Origin of the sequence: Nocardia sp. NPDC056100, assembly GCF_042266325.1 — a bacterium.
Taxonomy (GTDB): Bacteria; Actinomycetota; Actinomycetes; order Mycobacteriales; family Mycobacteriaceae; genus Nocardia.
Genome location: NZ_JBHJVY010000007.1, coordinates 173,336 through 198,157 on the forward strand (window position 1 = coordinate 173,336; position 24,822 = coordinate 198,157).

General features: G+C 66.9%; 27 protein-coding genes. 7 read left to right on the forward strand and 20 right to left on the reverse strand.

The window, feature by feature from the left end; all coding sequences use genetic code 11:
• Positions 1-5: 5 nt before the first annotated feature.
• The 3 genes from trpC to ACFC0O_RS42340 form a co-directional block, all read right to left on the reverse strand.
• Positions 6-824: an indole-3-glycerol phosphate synthase TrpC gene (gene trpC, locus ACFC0O_RS42330; RefSeq protein ID WP_067570623.1), complete on the reverse strand. Its 819-nt coding sequence runs from the start codon at positions 822-824 to the stop codon at positions 6-8.
• Positions 825-973: 149 nt separating this feature from the next.
• A complete protein-coding gene (locus tag ACFC0O_RS42335) occupies positions 974-1,873 on the reverse strand; it encodes a TIGR02234 family membrane protein (protein ID WP_375967989.1) in 900 nt (299 codons plus the stop codon).
• Positions 1,866-3,413, reverse strand: coding sequence for an anthranilate synthase component I (locus ACFC0O_RS42340; RefSeq protein ID WP_375967990.1), 1,548 nt, complete (start codon positions 3,411-3,413; stop codon positions 1,866-1,868). The genes ACFC0O_RS42335 and ACFC0O_RS42340 overlap by 8 nt, the downstream gene beginning before the upstream one ends.
• Before the next feature lie 290 nt (positions 3,414-3,703).
• On the opposite strand from ACFC0O_RS42340, the gene ACFC0O_RS42345 reads away from it, so the two are divergent.
• The 4 genes from ACFC0O_RS42345 to ACFC0O_RS42360 all read left to right on the forward strand — a co-directional run bounded on the left by ACFC0O_RS42345 (position 3,704) and on the right by ACFC0O_RS42360 (position 5,865).
• Entirely contained in the window at positions 3,704-3,931 is a 228-nt protein-coding gene (locus tag ACFC0O_RS42345; RefSeq protein ID WP_375967991.1) for a hypothetical protein, read from the forward strand.
• A gap of 107 nt (positions 3,932-4,038) precedes the next feature.
• Positions 4,039-4,497, forward strand: coding sequence for a peroxiredoxin (locus ACFC0O_RS42350; RefSeq protein WP_364643319.1), 459 nt, complete (start codon positions 4,039-4,041; stop codon positions 4,495-4,497).
• Between the two features lie 104 nt (positions 4,498-4,601).
• On the forward strand, positions 4,602-5,198 hold the full coding sequence (locus tag ACFC0O_RS42355) for a permease (RefSeq protein WP_364643321.1): 597 nt from the start codon (positions 4,602-4,604) through the stop codon (positions 5,196-5,198).
• A gap of 136 nt (positions 5,199-5,334) precedes the next feature.
• Positions 5,335-5,865: a MarR family transcriptional regulator gene (locus tag ACFC0O_RS42360; protein ID WP_364643323.1), complete on the forward strand. Its 531-nt coding sequence runs from the start codon at positions 5,335-5,337 to the stop codon at positions 5,863-5,865.
• On the opposite strand, the gene hisI is transcribed toward ACFC0O_RS42360, so the two are convergent.
• From hisI to hisD, 10 genes are all read right to left on the reverse strand, one after another.
• Positions 5,862-6,218, reverse strand: coding sequence for a phosphoribosyl-AMP cyclohydrolase (hisI, locus tag ACFC0O_RS42365; protein WP_364643326.1), 357 nt, complete (start codon positions 6,216-6,218; stop codon positions 5,862-5,864). The two genes, ACFC0O_RS42360 and hisI, sit on opposite strands and share 4 nt — an antisense overlap.
• Before the next feature lie 51 nt (positions 6,219-6,269).
• Complete coding sequence (locus ACFC0O_RS42370; protein ID WP_375967992.1) at positions 6,270-8,129, reverse strand: PQQ-binding-like beta-propeller repeat protein; 1,860 nt, start codon at positions 8,127-8,129, stop codon at positions 6,270-6,272.
• A gap of 293 nt (positions 8,130-8,422) precedes the next feature.
• Positions 8,423-9,196 carry an imidazole glycerol phosphate synthase subunit HisF gene (gene hisF, locus ACFC0O_RS42375; protein ID WP_375967993.1) on the reverse strand — a complete coding sequence of 258 codons (774 nt, stop codon included), beginning with the start codon at positions 9,194-9,196 and terminating at the stop codon, positions 8,423-8,425.
• A gap of 4 nt (positions 9,197-9,200) precedes the next feature.
• Positions 9,201-10,019 carry an inositol monophosphatase family protein gene (locus tag ACFC0O_RS42380; protein ID WP_375967994.1) on the reverse strand — a complete coding sequence of 273 codons (819 nt, stop codon included), beginning with the start codon at positions 10,017-10,019 and terminating at the stop codon, positions 9,201-9,203.
• 5 nt (positions 10,020-10,024) lie between these two features.
• Complete coding sequence (gene priA / locus ACFC0O_RS42385) at positions 10,025-10,756, reverse strand: bifunctional 1-(5-phosphoribosyl)-5-((5-phosphoribosylamino)methylideneamino)imidazole-4-carboxamide isomerase/phosphoribosylanthranilate isomerase PriA (protein WP_364643338.1); 732 nt, start codon at positions 10,754-10,756, stop codon at positions 10,025-10,027.
• Between the two features lie 58 nt (positions 10,757-10,814).
• The gene (locus tag ACFC0O_RS42390) at positions 10,815-11,267 is read right to left on the reverse strand and encodes a MarR family winged helix-turn-helix transcriptional regulator (protein WP_375967995.1); all 453 of its coding nucleotides are present in this window, start codon (positions 11,265-11,267) and stop codon (positions 10,815-10,817) included.
• A gap of 120 nt (positions 11,268-11,387) precedes the next feature.
• Positions 11,388-12,020: an imidazole glycerol phosphate synthase subunit HisH gene (gene hisH, locus ACFC0O_RS42395; protein WP_375967996.1), complete on the reverse strand. Its 633-nt coding sequence runs from the start codon at positions 12,018-12,020 to the stop codon at positions 11,388-11,390.
• The gene (hisB, locus tag ACFC0O_RS42400) at positions 12,017-12,649 is read right to left on the reverse strand and encodes an imidazoleglycerol-phosphate dehydratase HisB (protein WP_375967997.1); all 633 of its coding nucleotides are present in this window, start codon (positions 12,647-12,649) and stop codon (positions 12,017-12,019) included. The genes hisH and hisB overlap by 4 nt, the downstream gene beginning before the upstream one ends.
• The gene (locus tag ACFC0O_RS42405) at positions 12,646-13,776 is read right to left on the reverse strand and encodes a histidinol-phosphate transaminase (protein WP_375967998.1); all 1,131 of its coding nucleotides are present in this window, start codon (positions 13,774-13,776) and stop codon (positions 12,646-12,648) included. Before ACFC0O_RS42405 ends, hisB begins: the two co-directional genes overlap by 4 nt.
• On the reverse strand, positions 13,773-15,110 hold the full coding sequence (hisD, locus tag ACFC0O_RS42410; protein ID WP_375967999.1) for a histidinol dehydrogenase: 1,338 nt from the start codon (positions 15,108-15,110) through the stop codon (positions 13,773-13,775). Before hisD ends, ACFC0O_RS42405 begins: the two co-directional genes overlap by 4 nt.
• A 159-nt stretch (positions 15,111-15,269) precedes the next feature.
• Between hisD and ACFC0O_RS42415 the strand changes: the two genes are divergently transcribed.
• Entirely contained in the window at positions 15,270-15,962 is a 693-nt protein-coding gene (locus ACFC0O_RS42415; protein ID WP_375968000.1) for a hypothetical protein, read from the forward strand.
• Between the two features lies 1 nt (position 15,963).
• Here the strand turns inward: ACFC0O_RS42415 and yidC are convergent, their stop codons facing one another.
• The 4 genes from yidC to ACFC0O_RS42435 form a co-directional block, all read right to left on the reverse strand.
• Entirely contained in the window at positions 15,964-16,731 is a 768-nt protein-coding gene (gene yidC / locus ACFC0O_RS42420) for a membrane protein insertase YidC (protein ID WP_375968001.1), read from the reverse strand.
• Positions 16,732-16,814: 83 nt separating this feature from the next.
• Entirely contained in the window at positions 16,815-17,111 is a 297-nt protein-coding gene (locus tag ACFC0O_RS42425) for a DUF6412 domain-containing protein (RefSeq protein WP_364643359.1), read from the reverse strand.
• Positions 17,112-17,177: 66 nt separating this feature from the next.
• Complete coding sequence (locus ACFC0O_RS42430) at positions 17,178-17,465, reverse strand: putative quinol monooxygenase (protein ID WP_375968002.1); 288 nt, start codon at positions 17,463-17,465, stop codon at positions 17,178-17,180.
• 28 nt (positions 17,466-17,493) lie between these two features.
• On the reverse strand, positions 17,494-18,528 hold the full coding sequence (locus tag ACFC0O_RS42435; protein ID WP_375968003.1) for an aldo/keto reductase: 1,035 nt from the start codon (positions 18,526-18,528) through the stop codon (positions 17,494-17,496).
• A 183-nt stretch (positions 18,529-18,711) separates the two neighbouring features.
• Here ACFC0O_RS42435 and ACFC0O_RS42440 point away from each other — a divergent pair, with 183 nt between their 5' ends.
• Positions 18,712-20,181 (forward strand): alpha/beta hydrolase, encoded by a 1,470-nt coding sequence (locus tag ACFC0O_RS42440; protein WP_375968004.1) that lies wholly within the window; start codon positions 18,712-18,714, stop codon positions 20,179-20,181.
• 120 nt (positions 20,182-20,301) lie between these two features.
• Positions 20,302-21,150: a helix-turn-helix transcriptional regulator gene (locus ACFC0O_RS42445; RefSeq protein WP_375968005.1), complete on the forward strand. Its 849-nt coding sequence runs from the start codon at positions 20,302-20,304 to the stop codon at positions 21,148-21,150.
• 17 nt (positions 21,151-21,167) lie between these two features.
• Here ACFC0O_RS42445 and ACFC0O_RS42450 read toward each other — a convergent pair whose 3' ends face one another.
• The 3 genes from ACFC0O_RS42450 to ACFC0O_RS42460 form a co-directional block, all read right to left on the reverse strand.
• Positions 21,168-21,767: a maleylpyruvate isomerase family mycothiol-dependent enzyme gene (locus ACFC0O_RS42450; RefSeq protein ID WP_375968006.1), complete on the reverse strand. Its 600-nt coding sequence runs from the start codon at positions 21,765-21,767 to the stop codon at positions 21,168-21,170.
• Between the two features lie 174 nt (positions 21,768-21,941).
• The gene (locus ACFC0O_RS42455; protein ID WP_364643376.1) at positions 21,942-23,552 is read right to left on the reverse strand and encodes a protein kinase; all 1,611 of its coding nucleotides are present in this window, start codon (positions 23,550-23,552) and stop codon (positions 21,942-21,944) included.
• Between the two features lie 270 nt (positions 23,553-23,822).
• Positions 23,823-24,719: an arylamine N-acetyltransferase gene (locus ACFC0O_RS42460; RefSeq protein WP_375968007.1), complete on the reverse strand. Its 897-nt coding sequence runs from the start codon at positions 24,717-24,719 to the stop codon at positions 23,823-23,825.
• Positions 24,720-24,822: the final 103 nt, after the last annotated feature.

A 24,822-nucleotide genomic window follows, 5' to 3' on the forward strand; every position in this document is an offset into this window, starting at 1 on the left:
CTCTTTCACCGGCCCCGGCGAACCGGCTTCGGGCAGGACGGATGGGTGCCGGCGGTCACCAGCTCGGCCACCGCGGCGCGCGGGTCGCCGCTCGTCACCAGGCCCTCGCCGACGAGCACGGCGTCCGCGCCCGCTCCGGCGTAGGCCAGCAGGTCCGCGGTGCCGCGGATACCGGATTCGGCGATGCGAATGACATCGCTGGGCAGGCCGGGGGCGATGCGCGCGAACACATCCCGATCGACCTCGAGGGTCTTGAGGTTGCGGGCGTTCACACCGATCACGGTGGCGCCGGCCTCGAGGGCGCGATCCGCCTCTTCCTCGGTGTGCACCTCGACCAGCGCGGTCATGCCGAGCGATTCGGTGCGGTCGATGAGCGAGGACAGCACATCCTGCGGCAGCGCGGCCACGATCAGCAGAATCACGTCCGCGCCGTGGGCGCGGGCCTCGTGAATCTGGTACGGGCCGACGATGAAGTCCTTGCGCAGGATCGGAATGTCGACCGCGGCACGCACCGCGTCGAGATCCGCGAGCGAACCGCCGAAGCGGCGCTGTTCGGTCAGCACGCTGATGATGCGCGCGCCGCCGTCCTCGTACGCACGGGCCAGCACGGCCGGGTCCGGAATGTCGGCCAGGGCGCCCTTGGAAGGAGAAGACCGCTTCACCTCGGCGATAACGCCGATACCCTCTTCGTGCAGCGCAGCCTTCGCGTCACGTGGAGATTTCGCCGCGGCGGCGGCCTTCTTCACTGCCTGAAAATCCAGGAGGGCTTCCCGAGCGGCCACATCCGCGCGGACCCCGTCGAGAATCGAGTCGAGTACCGTCATCTGGCTCGAATCCTTTCTGGGGAGACGGACTTGCTGCCTGAGAATCCCCCCAGGCGCTGTCTCACCGATGCTGATAAAGAGTAAATGGCTATGTTCCCGTCACTGTCGGCGGGGGCGGAACCGGGAGCGACTCTGCTCCGGCCCGCTGCTCACACGGGCTTCTGGCCCGTTTTCCCGCTACCTGGATCATCGTGTGCGGCAGGGGTATTGGTTTCATCGTCGGTCGGATCCGCACCGGCGTCGAGGGCATCCCACAGGACACGGCCCGACAGCGGCTCCGCCGGGGTCGACTGTGACCCGGATTCCGCGGCGCGCGTCACCGCGTGATGTTCGGCAACCTGTTCGGCCGCCTCGGACTTCCGGAAAACCGGGTTGTCGTATTTTCCGGACATGGGCGCGGAGGCCGACGGCATGCGCGTCAGCAGCACACCGGCTCCGAACGCCGCCACCGCGCCGATGAGGGTCAGCACCGCGGGCAGCGTCGAGGTCTGCGCCTGCCCTACATGTTCCCAGTCGTGTAATTCCGCCAGCCGACCGGCCCGCTCCGCGGTTTTCCCGGCGCCCTTGAGCAGGGCGTACGCGGGTACGGCGGCCACGGCGGCGAGGACCGCCACGACCACGCCGATGATGCGGCGCGGCCAGCCGCTGGTGGCGAAAACCGCCGCGATGGTGGCGAGCAGCACCAGGGCCAGCGGCGTCAGCGCGCCGAACCAGGTCCCGCCGTCGAGTTTGTCGGTGCGGCCGGGACCGAGTTCGCTGATGACTTCGACGCTCACCCAGGTCATCCGCGACGCGGCCCACAGCAGTGCCGCGGCCACGGCGAGCAGGGCCGCCGCGCCCACGGGCCTGGGCTTCGACTTGGCCCCATCCGTCTCGGCTTGGCGCGCATCGGCTTTCGCCTCGGCGGCGTCGGCTTCGGCGTGCACCGCATCCGCCCGCGCCGCTTGCGCATCCGCCTGTGCGGCTTGCGCATCGGCCGACGCGGCGGTCAGGTCATCCGAATCCCGCTGCGGTACGGCCTTTTCCGGGTCGGGGTCCGGATCACTCATCGGCGCTGCCGTTCGGGCGGTAGGCGCGCAGGGTTTCGGCGGCGGCCACGGCCTTGAGGACGGCCATCGCCTTGTTGCGCGATTCGACGTCCTCGTAGTCCGGATCGGAGTCCGCGACGACGCCCGCGCCCGCCTGTACGTATGCCGTGCCGTTCTTGAGCAGCGCGGTGCGGATACAGATGGCGGTATCGGCGTCACCGGCGAAATCGAGATAGCCGACCACACCGCCGTAGATACCGCGGCGGGTGGGCTCGAGTTCCTCGATGAGTTCCATGGCCCGCACCTTGGGCGCGCCCGAGAGGGTGCCCGCGGGGAAGCACGCCTGCACCGCGTCGAAGGCCACCTTGCCTGCGGCCAGGCGACCCGACACCGTCGAAACCAGGTGCATCACATGGCTGTAGCGCTCGATATGCCGGTATTCGGTGACGCGCACGGTGCCCGGTTCGCAGACGCGGCCGATGTCATTGCGGCCGAGATCGACGAGCATGAGGTGCTCGGCGTTCTCCTTCTCATCGGCGAGCAGATCCTTCTCGAGGAGCAGATCGTCCTCCTCGGTGGTCCCGCGCCAGCGCGTGCCCGCGATGGGATGCGTGGTCGCGATGCCGTCCTTGACCGTCACCAGCGATTCCGGGCTGGAGCCGACGATGGAGAACGCGGTGCCGCCGGAACCGTCCGGAATGTGCATGAGGTACATGTACGGGCTCGGATTCGACGCGCGCAGCATGCGATACAGGTCGATCGGCGTACCGCCGTATTCGATCTCGAAGCGCTGCGACAGCACCACCTGGAACGCCTCGCCCGCCTCGATCTCCTTGACCAGGCGGCGCACGCCAGCGCCGAATTCCTCGGAGGTGCGCTGGCGGCGGAAGTTCGGTTCAGGACGATCGAATACCGAGACGGTGGATTCGGCCGGGGCGGCAAGGGCTTCGGTCATGCGATCGAGCCGGGCCACGGCGTCGTCGTACGCCTCGTCGACGCGGTCATCGGTGCCGTTCCAATTGACGGCATTGGCGATCAGGGTGATCGCGCCCTCGTGATGGTCGAAGGCGGCCAGATCGGTGGCCAGCAGCAGCACCATCTCCGGCAGTTCCAGATCATCGGCGGCGAGCGCGGGCAGGCGTTCCATCCGGCGCACGGCGTCATAGCCGAGGTAGCCGACCATGCCACCGGTCAAAGGCGGCAGACCGGGCAGGCGTTCGGTGCGCAGCAATTCCAGGGTTTCACGCAGCGCGACCAGCGGGTCGCCACCGGCGGGCGCGTCGGCCGGACTCTGCCCGAGCCAGGCCGCCTCACCGTCGACCACGCTCAATGCGGTCGGACTTCCGGCGCCGATGAACGACCATCGCGACCAGGAGCGCCCGTTTTCGGCGGATTCGAGCAGGAAGGTCCCGGCCCGGTCGGCGGCCAGTTTGCGGTAGGCCGAGAGTGGAGTCTCCGAGTCCGCCAACACCTTTCGAATCACCGGCACAACCCGATGATCGGCCGCGAGCAACCGGAACTGTTCGCGGGAGGTGGTGGAGGGGTTCGACGCGCTGGGCATTGCCCCATCATTCCAGGCGACACAACGGGAAATTGAATTGGCCATCCCCGCCCAGCCAGGACCCCTCCGGCGGCGAATACTCGGTGCGGTCATCACTACGCTCGCGGCAATCTGCGCTTCCAGCAGATCAATCTGCTCCTCCAGCAGATGGAGAGGTCGCACGCGGTATCCCAATCGAGAGGAGTTCAACACAGATGTACCCCTCGCAACCGGTAGCTCCGGAGGGTCCACGGCACGCTGCTCCGCAGGTCGGCCAGGGTATGCCCGGTCAACCGCCGCGGATGATGAATATGAATCACCAGCAGGGTGGTCAGCAGGTCGGCGGTAAGTACAGCGCCATCGCCTCGTTCGTCACCTATGTGAAGGCCCTGGAGGCGCTCGATCCGCGCAGCTTCCCGGACGAGTACGCCGAGCACACCGAGCGTCTTCGTGAGCTCAAGCCGTTCCTGCGGGCACACGGCATTCTCGATGTCATGGATATCAAGAACCCTGAGGTCGCCGCGCTCATCGGTGTCTGACCCAAGGGTGTTCCCGAAGTTCCGAAAACGGCCCGCGGCCGGACCGTACAGACAGGTCCGTCCACGGGCTGATTCGTGCGCGAAGGTAATCACGTAATCTGCTGCGTATGAAGCCAGGTCAGCTCGCCCCGAAGTTCGAGCTTCCGGATCAGTCCGGCACCGTGCGTTCCCTCGAGTCGCTGCTCGCGGATGGTCCCGTGGTGCTCTTCTTCTACCCCGCCGCCAACACCCCGGTGTGCACCGCCGAGGCGTGCCACTTCCGGGATCTGGCAGGCGAATTCAAGGCCCTGGGCGCGTCCTGCGTCGGGATCAGCGCCGATGATGTCGAGGTGCAGTCCGGGTTCGCGCAGAAGCAGGGGCTCGGCTATCCGCTGCTCTCGGACAAGGGCGCGAAGGTGGCGGCCGAGTTCGGTGTGAAGCGTGGACTGCTCGGCCCGCTCATGCCGGTCAAGCGCACCACCTTCATCATCGATCCCGACGGCAGCATCGCCAAGGTGATCAACAGCGAGCTGCGCGCCAATGTGCACGCGGATGAGGCGCTGGAGTTCCTGCGCGCGCGTAGCTGATTCGAGCCCCGCACCCACCGCGACGCTTCGATTCGTCCGTCGCGTCCGGTTGGTCCGGAGTGGCGCTCACTGCCGCGTCGCGCGGCGCGGCATACGCTTGGGCTATGACTACGCCCAGCGAGACCGTGCCGGAGCGCAAGCGATCCTCGTTCGTCACGTGGCGCAATCGCATCATCGCGCTGGTTATCGCGGCGGTGGTGCTGTGGTTGTCGTATCTCATTCTGGCGGCGTTCATTCCGCGCTGGTGGGCGCAGCGGATCGCGGAAATGGTGCACGGCAGTTTCTCCAAGGGCATCTGGACCGGTTTGTCGATGGGTGCGGTTTGTACCTTTCTGCCGCTTTTTCTGCTGTTGATCGCGGGAATGACCTGGCGGAAACGGAGCGGTCCGTTTATTGCGGGCGCTTCGGCCGTTCTCGCCCTCATTGCCGCCATCCCGAATTTGATGACGCTGACCGTCGTACTCGGCAGTTCCAATGCCGCACACGCCGGTCAGCGGATTATGGATGTCGACGCGCCCGCATTTCGCGGGGCCGCGCTGGCGGGTGCGATCGCGGCCGCGGTGGTGTTCCTCGGTGTGGCATTTCTCTTGGTGCGCAGGCGAATCCGGAAGAATCGCGCCGCGAAGCAACAGCCGGTTCCGGAAAAGCCGCGCGTGTCCGCCGATACTCCGCCAAATCCCGCGGAACCCGGCGCGTACTGATTTCACCGTGCGACACGCGTGATGGATGTCACGTCATTCATGAACACCGTGACTGACGAGCGAAATCGTGGCAAACTTTGCTTTGCGGGTGACTCGCTGTTGATGCTCCACCAACCGCCGGACTGGCCAGCACAACATGTCACTTGGCTGCTACGAGAGGGCTGGCACGGTGACAAAGTGGTTGAATCCCATGGAACAGCGAGCGTGGCGAACCGTCATCGCGCTGACCACCCGACTCCCCGCTGCACTGGATACCCAGCTTCAACGTGAGTCCGGGATTACCCATTTCGAATACTTCGTGATGACTCTGCTCTCCGAAGAACCAGGCCACCGGTTGCAACTGAGTGAGCTTGCGCAAAAGGCAAACGCATCGCTATCGCGTCTCTCCCATGTGATTTCCAAGCTCGAGCGTTTGGGCTGGGCCGAACGCGTCTCCATCTCCGGACGACGCGGCGCACAGGCCGTACTCACCGACGCGGGCTTCCAGAAGGTCACCGAGGCCGCCCCCGGATACCTGGAATGCGTACGCGGACTGGTCTTCGACGGACTCGACAAAGACCAGACCAAAGAGTTGCTCGAACTCGGCGAGGCACTTCTCCAGCAACTCGACAAAGGCATGGCCCGCGGCGTAGGCCGCTCCGGCCGCCCCAACAGCCACCTGGATTAGAGCAGCTGATCGCCCCGGGCGAGCAGCACATCGGTATCGAAGCAGGTGTGCGTCCCCGTATGGCACGCCGCACCTTCCTGATCCACGATCAGCAGCACGGTATCCCCATCGCAATCCAACCGGACCTCATGCACATACTGCGTATGCCCCGAGGTCTCCCCCTTCACCCAGTACTGCTGCCGCGACCGCGAATAGTACGTCCCCTTACGCGTCTCCAGCGTCCGAGCCAGCGCCTCATCATCCATCCAGGCCATCATCAGCACATCCCCGGTACCGCGCTCCTGCGCGACAGCCGCGAACAACCCATCCTCATTGCGCTTGAGACGGGCAGCAATAGCGGGATCGAGACTCATCCCTCGGTTATAACAGGGCGAACCACGTGCGCTACCAGCGGGTAGCCGGTATCACGGGGCGAATCCGATGATGTCCGTTCCGGTAGCCGCGTAGCACAGCACCAGGGTGGAGCCCGGGCCGGACAGCACGTGCACCGGATCGCATTCCTCATCACCGCGACTGATCGGGGTAGCGGTGATGGGTGTTCCGTCGATTCGGCTCCAGGCGTGGGCCGTCCTGGGGTGCACAGCGGTGTCGTTGCTGTAATAGGTGGCCTCCACCAATTCATCGGCGAGGAAGAGGTCTACCTGTTTGCTGAGCGGGGTTCCCCGGCCGGGGATTTCGATGCGGTAGGCGACGGAGTCGTCGGCGGAGCGGCGAACTTCCACGGTATCGGGTGCGCCCGGGGGCTTCGAGAGCTGCACGAGAAGTTCGGCTCCGGTCGCGTCCGCGGCGAATACATTCCACGGGTAGCCGGGGCGGATCCGGGCCGTCGACAGATTTTCGGGGCGATCGATCAGGATCCAGTGATCATCCTCGGAATCGTTCTGGGTGAATCCGATGATCAGCGCACCACCGAGATGTGTGTAGTGCGGCGGGATCACACCGTGAGCCGGGAGCCGGGCGACCTCACGTTCGGCGATCACCGCTCCGGTCGCCGGACTCAGAGCTGTCACGACCAGCCGTCGACCGGCTTCATCCGTGCCCGGACAGGTGGAGGTGACGTAGATTGCGGCAGTGGTGCTGATGGTTCGATCGAAACCCATAGGACAGTCGAAGTCCTTGGACCACAACCGGTTTCCGGTGCGCGCATCGAACCGATCGAGCCGGGAACCATTCTCGGCGAGCAGTGGGGTCGCGCCGGTCCACTCCGATTCCCGGGCCATCCGCCACTGCGCGCCGCTGAACGCGACATCGGTGAACTCGGATCGTGTCCACAGCAGCGCACCGGTGACCGCGTCGAATGCGGTGGCATCGCCATTCTTCCATTGCGCCAGCACGACCGTTCCCTCGTCCAGTGCTCGCAATGATCCGATGATGTAGCCGACCCCTTCGCGCCTGTCGCGCAGCACATCCGAACGTTGAAAATGCCACCGCTCCGCGCCGGTCACTCCGTCGTAGGCGATCAGCCCGGTAATCGTGGCGACGACGAAACCGGCTCCGGCAGCGACTATGTCGGGATAGTCCCGGTCACCCGCTGGGTTGACCGGCGTGACCCGATACCGCTCGCTCCCCAGATGGGCCGGAATCGCCGGTACCGGAACCGGTGTCGCGGTGGCATGGTCGATCCGGGCATTGTCATCACCGGCGTGAACGGCAACGGCGGCAGTCACGGCACTCATCACAACTCCGACAGTGAGCCCGAGCAGCAGCGCTTTCCGACCCGCCGTGTGCACGACGGTCGTGCGCACGAGGCCGAAAACCCCGATCGTACCGAGCAGAACCAATCCGATAGCCGCTGCGGCAGTGGGCAGTTGGGGGAAGAACGGGTACTGGAACCGCACCTCGTCGAGCACGCCGGGAATATGCCTGGTAACGCTGTACCAGCCGAGTCCGAACAGCACGACCACCATCAGCAGCCACCAGACGCTGACACCCCCCTCCGGGTCGCGGCTCCGGCGCAGTAGATCGCCGACCACTATCAGCATGATCACCCCCGCGATCAGCGCGGCGGTGATCCAGTGGCCGGGCACGTCCCCGAGCGGTAGCCGAAAGCCGCCGAACACATCTCGCCCATCGACATATCGATCGTCAAGGGTCCGACTGCTCGCACCGAACCGGCTGTACAGCGCCAGCAGCACCCCACCGCCGACCAGCCCCGCCCCGAGTCCTCCGACGGCAGTGACAATCCGCGCCCACCTTGCTCCCCGGTTCGGCATCGCCGTCGATTCGGTGTGGTCCGCGGCCGGTGCCACGGGCACATCTACCACGTCGTTCGAATCCGTAGACGCGGCAACCGATCCGGGCGCGGCACCGGTTGTCGTATCGAGCGGCTTCGTCGCCCCTCGCTCGGACACGGCATCGGTTAGTGATTCGGGCTTCTCACCGGGAGGCGGGACGATGTCGGATTGAGTACCGTCCACAGTGCGCGGGTCCGATGGATTCGGTGATGGATCGTGGTCGGGCATAGCTCCCCCTCGGCGGTATGCGGCGGCGTGGTGCCGGTGCAATCATTCCGAAAGGGGGTGCGGTCCTTGGGAGGACACGCTCGGGGTGATGCGGGTCAGCGGACGGTGATGCCTTCGGTGCGCATGGCGTCTTTGACCTGGCCGATGGTGAGGTCGCCGAAGTGGAAGACGCTGGCGGCGAGGACGGCGTCGGCGCCGGAGTGGACGGCGGGGGCGAAGTCTTCGACCTTGCCCGCGCCGCCGGAGGCGATGACGGGGACGGAGACGGCGGCTCGGACGGCGCGGATCATGGTGAGGTCGAAGCCTGCTTTGGTGCCGTCGGCGTCCATGGAGTTGAGCAGGATTTCGCCTACGCCGAGTTCGGCTCCGCGGATTGCCCATTCGACGGCGTCGATGCCGGTGCCGCGTTTGCCGCCGTGGGTGGTGACTTCCCAGCCGGAGGGGGTGGCGGGCTGGCCTGCGGGCACCGTGCGGGCGTCGACCGAGAGGACGATGCACTGGGAGCCGAAGCGTTCCGACATTTCGCGCAGCACATCGGGATTGGCGATGGCGGCGGTGTTGACCGAGACCTTGTCCGCGCCCGCGCGCAGCAGGCGGTCCACATCGGCAACGGTGCGGACGCCGCCGCCGACGGTGAGGGGGATGAAGATCTGTTCGGCGGTGCGGGTAACCACGTCGATCATGGTGCCGCGGTCGCCGGTGGAGGCGGTGACGTCGAGGAAGGTGAGTTCGTCCGCGCCCTGGGCGTCGTAGGTGGCGGCGAGTTCGACGGGATCGCCCGCGTCACGCAGGTTTTCGAAGTTGACGCCCTTGACCACGCGGCCGGCGTCCACGTCCAGGCACGGGATTACGCGCACTGCCAACGTCATTGCTCTACCTTTCGTCGGATATGTCGGCGGCCCTGACGGTTTCGCCGATCATGTCCAGTAGTTCCTCGTGCACGCCGGGCGCGGCGGCCAGCACCGACTTGGATTCGATGGTCCAGTCGCGGCCCAGCAGATCGGTGACCACGCCGCCCGCGGCCCGCACCAGGGCCACGCCCGCGGCGTTGTCCCAGGGATGGTGTCCGAAGACGACCGCTCCACCCAACACGCCGGATGCGGTGTATGCCAAGTCGATTCCCGTCGAACCGTGCATGCGGACGCGCCCCGACAACCGGCTCAGCGCACCCAGCAGGTTGAAGCGGAAGATCCCCGGAATACGGCCCGCCCCATCGATATTGAAGGCCCCGAAGCCGATCATGGCGCTGGAGAGCTTGCCGTGCGCCAGTTTCGGCAGCGGCTGCCCGTTCAGCAGAACCGGCCCTTCCACGGTGGCGGCGTAGCGCTGATTGAGCCCGGGCAGCCAGGTCAAGCCGATGACCGGTTCGCCGTCCCGCACCAGCGCCAGCAGCATCCCCGAAAGCGGATGTCCCGCAGAGTAATTGAACGTGCCGTCAATGGGGTCCAGCACCCACGCGGTACCGCTGGTGAGCTGGGGGCCGCCGAATTCCTCACCGTGCACCGGGAATCCGGTGCGCTCGGTCAGCTGCTCGGAGATGGTGCGTTCCAGCTCCAGATCGAGTTCGGTCGCGAAATCGTTGCGCCCCTTCTCGACCGCGCTGGGCGCGCCGACGCCTTCCACGAAACGCGGTGCGGCGGCGTCGAGTACATCACGGGCGATGGTGAGCAGCTCGGCGAGTTCGGCGGCCATCTGGTTCAGCGCACCGCGGCGAGGGCTTCGGGCAGGGTGAACCGGCCCGCGTACAGGGCCTTGCCGATGATGGAGCCTTCGACGCCGTCCTCGGTGAGGGTGGCGATGGCGAGCAGATCGTCGATGGTGGAGACGCCGCCCGAGGCGACGACCGGCGAGTCGGTGGCATTGGCGACATCGCGCAGCAGCACCAGATTCGGCCCGGTCAGCGTGCCGTCCTTGCTGACGTCGGTGACCACGTAGCGCGAGCAGCCATCGCGTTCGAGGCGCTCGAGCACCTCCCACAGATCGCCGCCGTCGCTGACCCAGCCGCGCCCGCGCAGCCGGTATTCACCGTCGATGAGCTTCACATCCATACCGACCGCGATCTTGTCGCCGTACTCACCGATGGCGCGCCGGCACCATTCCGGATTCTCCAGCGCGGCGGTCCCCAGGTTGACCCGCGCGCACCCGGTGGCGAGCGCGGCCTTCAGCGATTCGTCATCGCGGATACCGCCGGAAAGCTCCACCTTCACATCGAGCTCACCGATGACATCCGCCAGCAGTTCCCGATTGGATCCCTTGCCGAACGCGGCATCCAGATCCACCAGATGCACCCATTCGGCGCCGTCGTTCTGCCAGGCCAGGGCGGCGTCGCGCGGCGAACCATAACTGGTTTCGCTGCCCGCCTCCCCCTGAACCAGGCGCACGGCCTCACCATTGGCGACATCGACGGCAGGTAGCAGCACAAGACTCACGCAAGCATCCTAGTAGTTACCGGTCACCGCCTCGGCGTCGGCCCGTACTGCCGCCGATTCAGTTGCGGGCGTGTAGTTCCAGGATGCGGGTCAGGGTGAGGACGAAGTTGGCGCGTTCGGCGGCGGTGAAGCCGGGCAGCAGTTCGGTCTGCGCGGCTTCGAGACGGGTGTCGAGGTCGTGCAGGTGGGCGCGTCCGGCGGCGGTGAGGGTGAGGGTATTGCGGCGGCGGTCGGCGGGGTCGGGGGTGCGGGTGAGGTAACCGCGGTCGGAGAGGTCGTTGACCGCCGCGACGATATCGCTGCGATCGATGCCGGTGCGGCGACCCACCTCGGCCTGGCTCAGCGGACCGGTCTCATCGAGGGTGGCGAGCAGGGCGTAGTGGTAGCGCCGCGAACCGGTGGGTTCGAGGGCACGTTCGGTGGCGCGGCTGGCCAGGATCGCGACCTGGCCGACCAGGCGGGTCGGCAGGGCGCGGAGGCGGCCGGAGGCCCCTGCGGGCGCGATGTCCATGCGGGCAATGTACCCCTCTTGTTGGTGGGGCCAACGTTCCAGTCACGCGCCGATCGCAGTCGTCCCGCTGACACACGAAACCCCCGCCGACAGCGGGGGTTTCGGATGCCGATACGCGCGTCAGAGCGAGGTGACCCAGTTGCGCAGCAACTGAGCACCGGCATCGCCGGACTTCTCCGGATGGAACTGGGTGGCGCTCAGCGGACCGTTCTCCACCGCCGCCAGGAACGGAACGCCGTGCTCGGCCCAGGTCAGTTTGGCCGGGGCGAGCGGACCGTCATCGGTGAGTTCCCAGTTCTGGGCGGCGTAGGAGTGCACGAAGTAGAAGCGGGTATCCGCGTCCATGCCCGCGAACAGCACGCTGTCGGCCGGAGCCTTGACGGTGTTCCAGCCCATATGCGGGAGGACAGGCGCGTCCAAACGCTCTACGACACCGGGCCATTCACCACAGCCGTCGGTTTCGACACCGAATTCGACACCGCGCTCGAACAGGATCTGCATACCGACGCAGATGCCCAGCACCGGACGGCCACCGGCGAGCCGCTTACCGATGATGCGATCACCGCGCACCCCCAGCAGCCCCGACATGCAGGCCGCGTACGCGCCGACGCCCGGCACCACGAGACCGTCCGCGTTCAAGGCGATCTCGGGATCGGCGGTGACGGTGACCTCGGCCCCGGCGCGCACCAGCGCACGCTCGGCGGAGTGCAAGTTGCCCGAACCGTAGTCCAGCAGTGCGAGTTTCGTGCTCATAGCGTCCCCTTGGTGGACGGGATGCCGGTCACGCGCGGGTCGTATTCCACGGCGGCGCGCAAAGCCCTTGCCACAGCCTTGAATTCGGCCTCGGTGATGTGATGCTGATCGCGGCCGTAGAGCACTCGCACGTGCAGTGCGATGCGCGCGTTGAGCGCGATCGATTCGAAGACATGGCGATTGATGACCGTGGAGTACGAGGCACCGGCCCCGACGGACGGAATCACGGTGTGCAGCATGTGTTCCGGCTCGCCGGTGTGCACGCAGTACGGACGACCCGAGACGTCGACGATGGCCTGCGCGAGGGTTTCGTCCATGGGGATGAAGGAATCACCGAAGCGGCGAATGCCCTTCTTATCGCCGAGCGCCTGCGCCAGCGCCTGGCCGAGCACGATGGCGGTGTCCTCGACCGTGTGGTGCGCCTCGATCTCGATATCACCCTTGGCCTGCACGGTCAGATCGAAGCTGCCGTGCTGGCCGAACGCGGTGAGCATGTGATCGTAGAACGGGACGCCGGTGGAGATATCGGTCTTACCGGAGCCGTCGAGGTTCAATTCGACCACGATGCTCGATTCACGGGTGGTGCGTTCCACCCGGGCGATTCGGTCCATGCTCGCTTCCGTCGTCATCGGGCAACCACCTCGGTCGCAACAAGTTTCGCGCTCACGCGCAGGAATTCGTCGTTCTCGGCGGCCAGGCCGATGGTGGTGCGCAGGTACCCCGGAATGCCGACATCGCGAATGAGCACGCCCTCGTCGAGGTAGTGCTGCCAGGCGCGCGGGGCGTCGGCGAAGCGGCCGAAGAGTACGAAGTTGGCATCGGAGGGGATGACGTCGTAACCCAGGCCGGTGAGCGCCGCCATCACCCGATCACGCTGCGCCGCCAATTCCGCGACGCTGCCCAGGGTTTCGTCGGCATGCCGCAGGGCCGCCCGCGCCGCGGCCTGGGTGACCACGGACAGGTGGTACGGCAGGCGCACCAGCAGCATGGCGTCGATGACCGCGGGTGCGGCGACCAGATAGCCGAGCCGTCCGCCCGCGAAGGCGAACGCCTTCGACATGGTCCGGCTGACAACGAGTTTCGCCGGGAACCGGTCGATCAGCGAGATGGCGCTGGGCGCGCTGGAGAACTCCCCGTACGCCTCGTCCACCACCACGATGCCGGGTGCGGCATCGAGGATGCGCTCCAGGTCCGCGACCGGAATGCTGTGGCCCGTCGGATTATTGGGGCTGGTCACGAACACCACGTCGGGGCGGCGATCGGCGATCGCCATGACGGCGTAGTCGATATCGAGGGAGAAGTCGCCATTGCGCTTGGCTTCGATCCACTCGGTGTCGATGCCCTCGGAGATGATCGGGTGCATCGAATACGAGGGCACGAAACCCAGTGCGCTGCGCCCGGGTCCGCCGAACGCCTGGAGCAGCTGCTGCAGGATCTCATTGGATCCATTGGCGGCCCACACATTCGACACGTCCACCGCGACGCCGGTCTGCCGGGTCAGGTAGGCGGCGAGATCGGTGCGCAGACCGACGGCATCGCGATCCGGGTAGCGGTGCAGATCGGCGGCGGCGGCACGAACGGATTCGGCCACATCGTCGACGAGCGCCTTACTCGGCGGGTGCGGGTTCTCATTGGTATTGAGCTGTACCGGCACCGTCAATTGCGGTGCGCCGTAGGGACTCTTACCGCGCAGGTTCTCGCGCAGCGGCAGATCGTCCAGCGAGACAGCGGATCCGGGGACGGTCACGGCGTTCACGACAGTTCTCCGAATCGCACCTGTACGGCCTGGCCGTGTGCGGGCAGATCCTCGGCATTGGCCAGCGCGACCACGTGTCCGGCAACGTCTTTCAACGCCGCTTCGGAGTAGTCCACGACGTGGATGCCGCGCAGGAAGGTCTGCACGCTCAAACCCGAAGAGTGCCGGGCACATCCGGCGGTGGGCAGCACGTGATTGGAACCCGCGCAGTAGTCGCCGAGGCTGACCGGGGACCACGCGCCGACGAAAACCGCTCCGGCACTGCGCACCCGGGCGGCGACGGCGGAGGCGTCGGCGGTCTGGATCTCCAGGTGTTCGGCCGCATAGGCGTTCACCACGCGCAGGCCCTGCGCGATGTCATCGACGAGCACGGTGCCGGACTGCTTACCGGTCAGCGCCTCGGTGACCCGATCGTGGTGCTTGACCACGGCCATCTGCGCGGTGAGCGCCCTGTCCACGGCATCGGCCAATTCCACGCTGTCGGTGACGAGCACGCTCGCGGCCAGCACATCGTGTTCGGCCTGCGAGATCAGATCGGCGGCCACGTGTGCCGGATCGGCGGTGGCATCGGCCAGGATCGCGATCTCGGTGGGCCCGGCCTCGGCATCGATGCCGACCAGTCCGCGGCAGAGCCGCTTCGCCGCGGTCACATAGATATTGCCCGGCCCGGTGATCATGTCGACCGGTTCCAGTTGCGCGCCATCGGTATCGATACCGCCGTACGACAGCAGTGCGACCGCCTGCGCGCCGCCGACCGCCCATACCTCTTCGACCCCGAGCAGCTGTGCGGCCGCCAGAATCGTCGGGTGCGGCAGTCCGCCGAACTGCGCCTGCGGCGGTGAGGCCACCACGAGTGAATCCACGCCCGCGGTCTGCGCGGGAACCACATTCATGACCACGCTCGACGGGTAGACGGCATTGCCGCCCGGCACGTACAGCCCGACCCGCTCGACCGGAACCCACCGCTCGGTCACGGTGCCGCCGGGCACCACCTCGGTGGTCTTATCGCTGCGCCGCTGATCGCCGTGCACCTTGCGGGTGCGCTCGATGGCGACCTCGAGTGCGGTCCGCACGGCCGGATCCAGTTCGGCCAGGGCCTTCTCGAGTTCGGCGGCGGGCACCCGCACCGAGACCGGCCGCACCCCGTCGAACTTCTCGCTGAACTCGATCGCCGCCTCGACACCCCGATCGCGAATGGCCTCCACGACCGGTCGCACATGATGCAGCACCGAGTCCACGTCGACGCCCCCACGCGGCAGAGCCGCGCGCAGTTCGGCAGCAGTGGGAGTACGTCCGCGCAGATCCACGCGGGCGAGCTCGATGCGGCTTGTCATAGCGCTGTCAAGTCCTTGTCTGTGCTGATCATCAAAGGGTTCGGCGAACACCCGAAACTGCCCGCGACCAGCTACCAGACTATCGGGTGCGCGCCACCACTTATCCGCAGGACCGGCCGGGCTCGGGTTTGCGGCCGTGATCACGGCTAAAGTACGGCCGTGATCACGGAGCAGCGGGCGGTGGCTTCCGGGGAGTTCGACATCTACGGCATGTTCGGTCTCGCCCTGGCACTGTCGCTGGTGATCGCGAGCATGGCGGCGCTGACCATCGCCATCGCGCTCGATCAATCCTCGTACACCCGCACCCGGGACAGCGTGATCATTCACCGGGATTGGCGGGCCAACGGATTCTTCTACTGCTTCGTGTGCTGGGCGGCGTGCGCGGCGCTGTGGTCACTGGTGAGCGTCGTGGCCGGGGCGTGGGTGGCGGTTATCGCCGGGGTGGCGGGGTTCTCGATCTCGGTGATGTTGGTGAACGCCATCGTCCAGCAGGGGCGCACCACCCTGGAGGTGGGGCGCACGGGCGTACGCCTCGGACTGCCGCATCGCGATCGCGAATTCCCTTGGGCGGCAATATCGGATGTCCGGCTGGTGCGGGTGGCCACCGGGGCCGGGAACACCGAGCGGCCGCAGATCGAATTCCACTGTCGTGCTTCGGCGGTGATCAATCATCGCGGTCCCCACGAATCGGTGTTCAGCAATGATGCGAGCGTGCCGCGGCCCTACAAGATCCTGTTCCGGGGTCTGCCGGTGCGGCCGGAGGCGCTGGCGGCGACCATGGAGTACATGGTCGCCCACCCGGATGAGCGTGCGGAGCTGAACTCCGAGCGCCTGGCCGACATGTTGAGTTGACCTACGGCACCGGCACTTCCGCGTCGAAGCGCCGATAGACCAGGTGCTGCTGGGCGAAGGTCCAGGCGTTCTGGGTGACGAAGTAGAGCAGGATCGCGACCGGCATGACGGCGCCGGCGGCGATCGCGCCGAGGGGGAAGACATACAGGGAGAGGTTGTTGATCAACCGCACCTGCGGGGTCACCTCGGTGCCGATGCGGCGCTGGCGTTCCACGGTGAAGCGGGCGGTGAAATGGGTGGCCACGGCGGCGATGATCATGAGCGGGATGGCCACGGCCGCAACGGAAGTGAACGAATCACCCGCGTTCATCAGGGTCGAGGCCAAGGGGGCGCTGAAGAGTTTGGCCTGAAGGAACGATTGCACCTGCTCCGGGGAGAAGACGTAGTTCGCGATATTCGGGTTCTGGAATGAGCGGAGTACGTGGTACAGGCCGATGAAGACCAGGGTTTGGCCGACTATCGGGAGGCAGCCCAGGAGCATGTTGACGCCCTTCTCCTCCTGGAGTTTGCGCATCTCCTCGCTCTGCTTCTGCAGATCGCCGGGATGTTTGCGCTTGATCTCCGCGATATGCGGCTGCATTTCGGCCAGGCCCTTGGAGAAGCGCAGCTGGGACAGGAACGGTTTGATGAGCAGGGCGCGCAGGGTCAACACCAGGAAGATGATGGCCAGCACCCAGGCCAGGCCGCTCGATGCGCCGAGCACCGCCGCGAAAGCGGTGTGCCACAACCAGAGCACGGCCGATACCGGGTAATAGACGAAGTTGAGCATGGGGGACCTCACTGCGAGGCACCCGCGCACGGGCGCGGGCGGAGCGATTCAGGGCAGCGGTGGACCCGATCGTGCGCGCACGATCAGGCCGGGCACACCCCGGGCGCTCGCGGCCGCGGTCGTCCCGCCGCATCCGGATTGCTCTGTCGCAGAAAGGCTCCCCGCCGCCGTCCGGCCGCCGATTCGGGTGGTCCGGCGTGGACGGCGGTCCGCAGTACCGGGCCGCGCGCCGCGATGAGCGCGGCGGTGAGGGCGACCAGCGCGGCCGCACCGAGTACGAAGAGCGAATTCGGTTCGGCCGCGGCCAGGAAGAGCACGGCCCACGCGGCGACGATCAGGGTGCACACCAGCACCACCGCCGTCTTCATCCGCGTGACCATGCCGTCGACCCTACCCATAGATCGGGCCGGACGCGCCCGCATGTGAGGCGGAAAACCTCGGCGGGGTTATTCGGCGATGAGGCGGCGGATGATCATGGGCTCGGCGAGGATGCCGTCGAGCACGCCCGCGATATGGCGGAAATGCGGGGTGGTGAAGTGCTCTTCCAGGGCTTCGGCACCGGTCCACTCCTCGACCACGACCATGTGTGTCGGATCGTTGGGATCGGCGAAGGGCTGATAGCTCAGGCAATCGCGTTCGGCGAGGGAGGGTTCGATCATGGCTTCCAGTGCGGTGCGGAGGCGATCCTGATGCTCGGGAAGGGCGCGGAGCTCGGCGACGACGTGCAGGGACATGAGGTGTTCCGTTCGTGAGGTGTGGTGATCAGGGACGGGCGGGGCCGGTGCCCGCGCCGGTGGTGCTGATGGCGATGGCGATCTCGTCGAGGTCCGCTCGGGTCAGGGCGAGGGTGAGGGCACCGGTCCAGCCGTCGATCTGGGTGGTGCTGCGGGCTCCGACGATGGCACCGGTGATTCCGGGCCAGGAGGTGACCCAGGCCAGGGCGACCTCGGCGACGGTGACGCCGTGCCGGGCGGCGATCGGTCGGAGGGCGTCGACCAGGGCGAGGTTGGCGGGCAGGCCGGTGGTGAAATCCGGGCTGCCGGAACGCCAATCGTCGGCGGTGAGCTTGCGGTCGGCGGTGAAGGCACCGGTCAGCAGGCCGGATTGGAGTGGGGAGTACGCGATCACACCGGTGGAATGCGCCTGCGCCCAGGCGATTTCGGGAGCGGAGCCGCGGTTGACGGCGGAGAAGGGCGGTTGGATGGCGTCCACGTGGGCGATGGCCTCGGCTCGATCCAGTTCGGCCACATCGTGATTGGACAGTCCGATGGCGCGGACCTTGCCCTCTTTCTTGAGGTCGGCCATGATCTGCCAGTACTCCTCCAGCGGGGTGGGCTGGGCCAGGCTCTCACCCTCGCCGCCGTAGACGAAGACCGCGCCGGTATCGGGCCAGTGCACCTGGTAGAGATCGATGTGGTCGACGCGCAGTCGCCGCAGTGACGATTCCAGTTCGGCGCGAATGGTTTCCGGGCGCATGATGCGGCGCGGCGGCCCGGAGCGGTCGTCGCCTTCCTCCCAGATCAGGCCGGTCTTGGTGAACAGGTACGGGCGATCGGCCTCGGGCAGTTCGGCGAGGGCGCGGCCGACCAGGGTTTCGGCGTGGCCGAGACCGTAGGCGGGCGCGGTATCGAGCCAGTTCAGTCCGCTGTCCACGGCGTGCCGGATGGCGGCGATGGATTCGGCGTCATCGGTGGCTCCCCACGAGTACTGCCAGCCGGATCCCGCGATCACCCAGGTGCCGAAGCCGAGCGGGGTGAGGTTCATACCGGTGTCGCCGAAGGGACGGGTGTCGCTCATTCGAATCTCCTGACGCTGCCGGATCGGTTCCGGCTGTGAGCACTACTTTTGTCCGTCGCAACCGGGGTAAACAGTGCCGCGCGAGCCTGGGCACGCGATGACCAGGATGCGACCGCAGAGCCAGGCGGGAACGGCTCCACAGGGTGATGCGGCCGAGTTCGCGGGGCTCCTAGCGTCGGCGATATGAAGAGCAGTCATCGTCTCGGAGCGCTTGCGGCGCTTGCGATTCTGTCCGTCTCGACGATCGCGGCCTGTCGCACCGCGCCCGCCGCGACCGCACCGCAGTGGCATACCTGTGAGGGTGGTGGCATGGATCCGAGGCAGGAGTGCGGAACCCTCTCGGTACCCCTGGATTACGACCATCCCGAGGGTGAGCAGATCACGCTGGCCGTCTCCAGGATTCGCAGCGCGCATCCGGAGTCGCGGCATGGTGTACTGCTGCTCGTCCCCGGCGGCCCCGGCGGAACGGGACTGGATTTGCCGACCACCTGGGGAGCGAAACTCCCTGCCGCACTGCGTGATACCTATGATCTGGTCAGTTTCGATCCGCGCGGAGTCGGCGCGAGCACCACCGCCGATTGCCGAATCGACCGCGCCGATCTGGCGCTGGAGCGGTTCCGGGGCTGGCCGAGCCCGGACGGTGACATCTCGGCGAATATCGCTGTCTCGCAGCGCATCGCGAAAGCCTGCGCGGATAACGGCGGCACCCTGGTGCGCACCATGGGCACCCGCACCGAGGCCCGCGATATGGATCGCATTCGCGCGGCGCTGGGCGAGGACCGCATCTCCGCATGGGGTGAGTCCTACGGCACCTACGCGACCTCGGTCTATGCCACGCTGTTCGGCGGGCGCACCGATCGAATCCTGTTGGACAGCAATGACGATCCCGATCCGGAGCGGGTGGAGCGGACGTGGAACGCGAATTACGCGGTGGGCGTGCGGGATCGATTCCCGGATTTCGCGCGCTGGGCGGCCGATGCGGGCAATCCCGATCGCCTGGTCGATACACCGGAGGCCATGCTCGGCGAATTCCTCGGCCTGGCAGCGCGACTCGATCGCGATCCGCTGCCCTGGCCGGGATCGGAGACGGGACGGTTGACCGGCAACGGGCTGCGACAAGCATTATTGGACGCGCTCTATCGCGATGCGGCCTTCCCCGCGCTGGCGCGGGTGATCCGCGCCGCGCGAACCACGGCCACCCTGCCCGATCCGCAGCCCGCACCGCCCGAAGCCCTGCTCCAGCAGCGCACCGCCGTCGCGGTGGGCACCATCTGCAATGATTCCGCCTGGCCCACAAAGCTTTCCGACTACGCCGACGCGGTCATGCGCAGTCGCGCCGAGGATCCGCTCACGGCCGGACTGCCGCAGAATGTCTCCCCGTGCGCGTTCTGGCCCTACCCGCCGGCCGCGAAGACAGTCGTCGACTCGAACGGTCCCGCCAATGTGCTGCTCGTCCAGAATCTGCGGGATGTGGCCACGCCCTACAGCGGCGCGCTCAATCTACGCAACGCGTACGGCGCCCGCGCCCGCATGATCACCGTCGACGCAGGCGGCCACGGCGCCTACCCCTCGCCGAACGCCTGCGCCAACGCGGCCGTCGAACGCTTCCTGCGCGACGGCACCCGCCCCGATCAGGACCTCACCTGCCGGTGACCCATGGCAGTCGCTCCCGGCACCGTACGCCGGGTCCGATTCGAGCACGTCGATACCGCATCGCGAGCCTGGGCACGAGGTGACCAGGAACCGAACCGCCCGGCCCGCGATACTGGACGCATGACCCTGGACCGTCGTGCCGAACTCGGTGAATTCCTGCGCTCACGCCGGGCTCGGCTGAGCCCGCAGGAGGTAGGGCTGATCGATCATGGGGCGCGGCGGCGCGTGCCGGGGCTGCGGCGCGAGGAGCTCGCGCTGCTGGCCGGGGTCAGTGTCGATCACTATGTGCGGCTCGAACAGGGCCGCACCCTGCACTTCTCCGAATCGGTGCTGGACGCGGTGGCGCGGGCGCTGCGGTTGAATCCGGTGGAGCGTGAACACTTCTACCGGCTGGCGCGGCCGTGGTCGGGTGAGGAGCCGCCCGCCGAACAGCAGGTGCGCCCCGGCCTGCGGCGACTGCTCGAATCCGCCGCCGATGTGCCCGCCTACATCGTCGGGCGCGGCACCAATGTGCTGGCCTGGAATCGCTTGGCGGCGGCCCTGATCACCGATTTCGCCGCACTGCCGCCGCGCGAGCGGAACCTGGCCCGCCTGGTTTTCCTGGACGAGGGCATGCGCGAGCTCTATGCGGACTGGGAGGCCAAGGCCGCCGATGTGGTCGCCTATCTGCGGCTGGACGCCGCCCGCAATCCCGGCGATTCCGGCATCGCCGACTTGATCGGCGACCTGTCCGCATCCAGTGCGGAGTTCCGCGAGCTCTGGGACCGGCACGAACTCAAGGACAAGACCCACGGCCGCTACGTCTATCTGCACCCGGTTGTCGGCCGCATCGACCTGGGCTTCGAAACCCTGCGCCTGCCAGATGATCCGGATCAGGGCCTGATCGCGCACACCGTGGAGGAGGACTCCCCCAGCGCCAACGCGCTGCGCCTGCTCGCGAGTCTGACCGCCGAAACCCAGTCGGTCTGATTCGGGCACACCGTGATTCAGGCGCGGCGGGACCGAAGTTCGTTCACCCCATCACCTTCGAGGTCATCGAATGCGACGGTCCGCCCGACCATGGCCAGGGCGAGCGCCTCGCCGGGGCCGCGGACCAACGGCCCGGAGCCCTTCGACCAGTCGACGTCCGTCGCCTCCCAGCGCAGACCCTTCAGATAGCGGCCCGGACCGGCGAACATATCCGGGTTGTCGAGAACCGCGATCAGTCGTTCGGCCGGGACCTCCCGCGCGCGACCGAGCGGACGGCGAATGTCCTGCTGATGCACGAAGCTGTCCGACAGCGCCGTTTTCGGCATATACCGCGAGAACCAGCCGCGCGGTTCGACCAGTCGATCCACCAGTTCCCCGGTGGGCCGCCCATTGAATTGTTCGACCAGCGCCTGATTGAGCCGATCGGTGGAGGGATTGCGCAGCCCCAGCAGCGCATAGCTCGGCAGCGAAACGGTATCGGTCTGCAAGTGGCTCACCACATCTCGCACCCGCCACCCCGCGCACAGCGACGGCGTCTCCCACTCCTCCGGGGTCAGCGACCGCAATAGCTCGACCAGTTCCCCGCGCTCATCGATGAGCAGCTGGCGCACGTTCATAACCGAAAGGCTAATCACCCCGGGCACATTCGGACAGCCCCCGACGCGCCGCATCGCGACTCTTCGTACCCGCGGCGAACATGGGGCGACGCGGCGATACGCCCCACCCTTCGCCGTAAACGCACTGCGCCGCACCGGGATTCCGGCGCGGCACAGTGGTATCGCGGGTAGCGACTACATCTTGGTGTCGCTGTCGATCTTCACATTGCCGCCACCCATATCGATCACGCGGAGCGTCACCGATTTGGTGGAGCTGGAGGTGGAGACGGTGGCCACCGAAATATCCGCCGAGCCATCGGCATTCACGCTGTCGGACCAGCCGCGCGCGCCATTGATGGTGGAGTACCGGGTGATTCGGTTATCGGTCCAGTAGGACTGGAACGCGGACTGGCTGCCGTACACCTGCTGTGCGGCGGGGGTGAGGCGGTTCCAGGCGTCGGCGAAGTTCAGGTAGACGAGGCCGTCGTAGAACTTCTGTACCGCGTCGACACCGTCCTGCACGGTGACCTGTCCGGCGCTCTTGGTCTGGCCGAGTGCGCCGGCGGTGCCCTTGCCGGTGGTGGTCTGCGCGGACGCCTTGGTGGCGCTGGTATCGCCACCGGTGGTGCCCGGGCTGTCCGATCCGCCCGAGCTCATCAGGCCGAAAACCACCGCGCCCGCCACGACGACGGCGGCGACCAGGGCCGCGATCACCAGTTTGGTGCGGCGCGGCTGTTCGGGCTCGTCATCGTCCAGATGCGGGGCGAAGGTGGAACGGGTGGGCGGACCGCCGTTGACCGAGGGTCGCGGCGGCGGGGTCTCGAGCAGCTGGGCCTGGCTCATGGCGCCGGTCGGGATATCCGCGTTGGCGGATCCGCGCCGGTCCATCTGCCGGGTATTGCCCCGCTGCGGTGCGGGCCGCGCGCCCGCCGGTTTGGCGGGCGGGGTCAGGGTGCCGCCCTGGCGGCGTGCCGCCATGACGCGGGTGGCCTCGGCATCGGGCCCGATTTCCGCGAACTCCGCCATGATGTCGCGGACCTCGGTCATGCTCGGCCGGTCCTCCGGCTCGAAGCTGAGCAGGGCCAGCAGCAGATCGCTGAGCGGTCCGGCATTGCGCGGCGTGCTGATCTGGCCGTTGGCGGCCGCGTACAGCAGGGCGAGCGGATTCGGGTTGGTGCCGTAGGGCGGTTCGCCTTCGAGCGCGTGGAAAAGCGTTGCGCCCAGGGCGAATACGTCGGCGGCCGGGCTCGGTTCGGCGCCGCGCGCGACCTCGGGTGCGAGGTAGGCGGCGGTGCCGGAGATGAGTCCGGTGGCGGTGAGGGTGACATCACCCTTGGCCTTGGAGATGCCGAAGTCGGTGATCTTCACCGCCCCGTTGTCGCCGAGCAGGATGTTGCCGGGCTTGACATCGCGATGCACGATGCCGACCCGGTGCGCGGCGATCAACGCCGACGCGACCTGTTCACCGATGCGCGCGACCTGGGGCAGCGGCAGTGTCCCCTGCGAGGACAGCACCACCGCCAGGCTCTGCGACGGCAGATACTCCATCACGAGGCATGGATCGCCCTCGTGCTCGGTGATGTCGAACACCACAATGGCGTTGGGATGCTGGAAGCGAGCGGCATTGCGGGCCTCGCGGGCAGCGCGCTGACGCACGATGTCCTTGTCGGCCGCGGACAGGCTCGGCTGGGTGATGATCTGTTTGATCGCCACCGAACGCTCCAGCCGCTCGTCGACGGCTCGCCAGACGACGCCTGTGCCGCCGCTACCAATCCGTTCGACCAGGCGGTAATGCCCTGCGATCACTTGGCCGGTTTCGATGGCACTACTCCGAAATTCTGCGCGATGGTGACTGTGACGACGCGGTTGCCCGCGTGTTTCCCCGCATGAGTGTAGCGGGCGATGGGCAGCACGCCGACGTCAGCGTGAGATATGAGCGAGATCTCGGTGAGATGTACGCCGCACTCGGGTGACGTTTATATGACGGGCCACGTTAAAGTGCTGCTCAGAGCAGTTCGATGACATGACAGCGAATTCTGCCGCACAAGAGCGGATCCCACCGCGTGGGACGGGATTTCACTCGTTGCGTGTCGCGCCCTCCGTCTCGCGGTGCGCGGCGGGCCATTCGGCGCGGGTGAGCCGCGTCGCATCGGCCGCGCCGAGTTCGATATCGAACACCTCGGCGAGCACCTTGGGCAGTTCGGTCGCGTCAAATTCGCGAACTTCGCCCGTTCCGTCCGGATAGTCAGTCGTCCAGGTCGTACCGTCGATTTGGTGATGCACCGCATCGGTGAAGCGCTGAATGAACGGCCGCATGGTGAACGGCGAGCGCGGTGAGGTCGCGACGAAGTGATTACCGACCGTGAAGTCTGTTCGATACTGCGGATTCGGGCTGAACGTATAGCGATCCAGCCAGCCGTCCCGGCCGAACTGATACAGCGTCCAGAGCTCACCGCCGAGCGCGTCCGCACCGAGCTCGAGCCGGTAACGCCAAGCGCCGAGCGAGAATTCGCCGCGATCGGGGGTCAGCTCGAACGGTTCCAGCGGACCCGAGCCGAAACCCACATCGCAGAGCCAGGCGCGCTCGTCATCGACCGGGCGCACCCGCAGCAGTGCATGCGTGGCGGGCCGCAATCCACTGGCGCCCATGGTGACTCGGCCGGAGATGCCGGTGAATTCGAAGCCGAGGCGTTCGAGCGCGGCGGCGAACAGCAGTACGTTCTCATAGCAGTAACCGCCGCGGCGTTGCCGGATCAGCTTGTCCTGCAACGATTCCAGATCCAGCGGTACACCGCGGCCGAGAATGCTCTCCAGATTCTCGAACGGGATGGTGGTGGTGTGCGCGCGGACCAGACCGCGCAGCGTCGCCAGCGTCGGGGTGCGCTCACCGGTGTATCCGATGCGGTTGAGGTACGCGTCGAGATCCAATTCGCCACCGCTCCACAAATAGGACGGATCCACCGGTTTCGTCATCACTGCCTCCGTTTCGATTCACGTTCTTCCGCAGCAACCCCGCACATCACGAAGATGTTCCGGAATCGAGCATTTCCGGCGGGTTTGCGGGGCGGAAACTGGG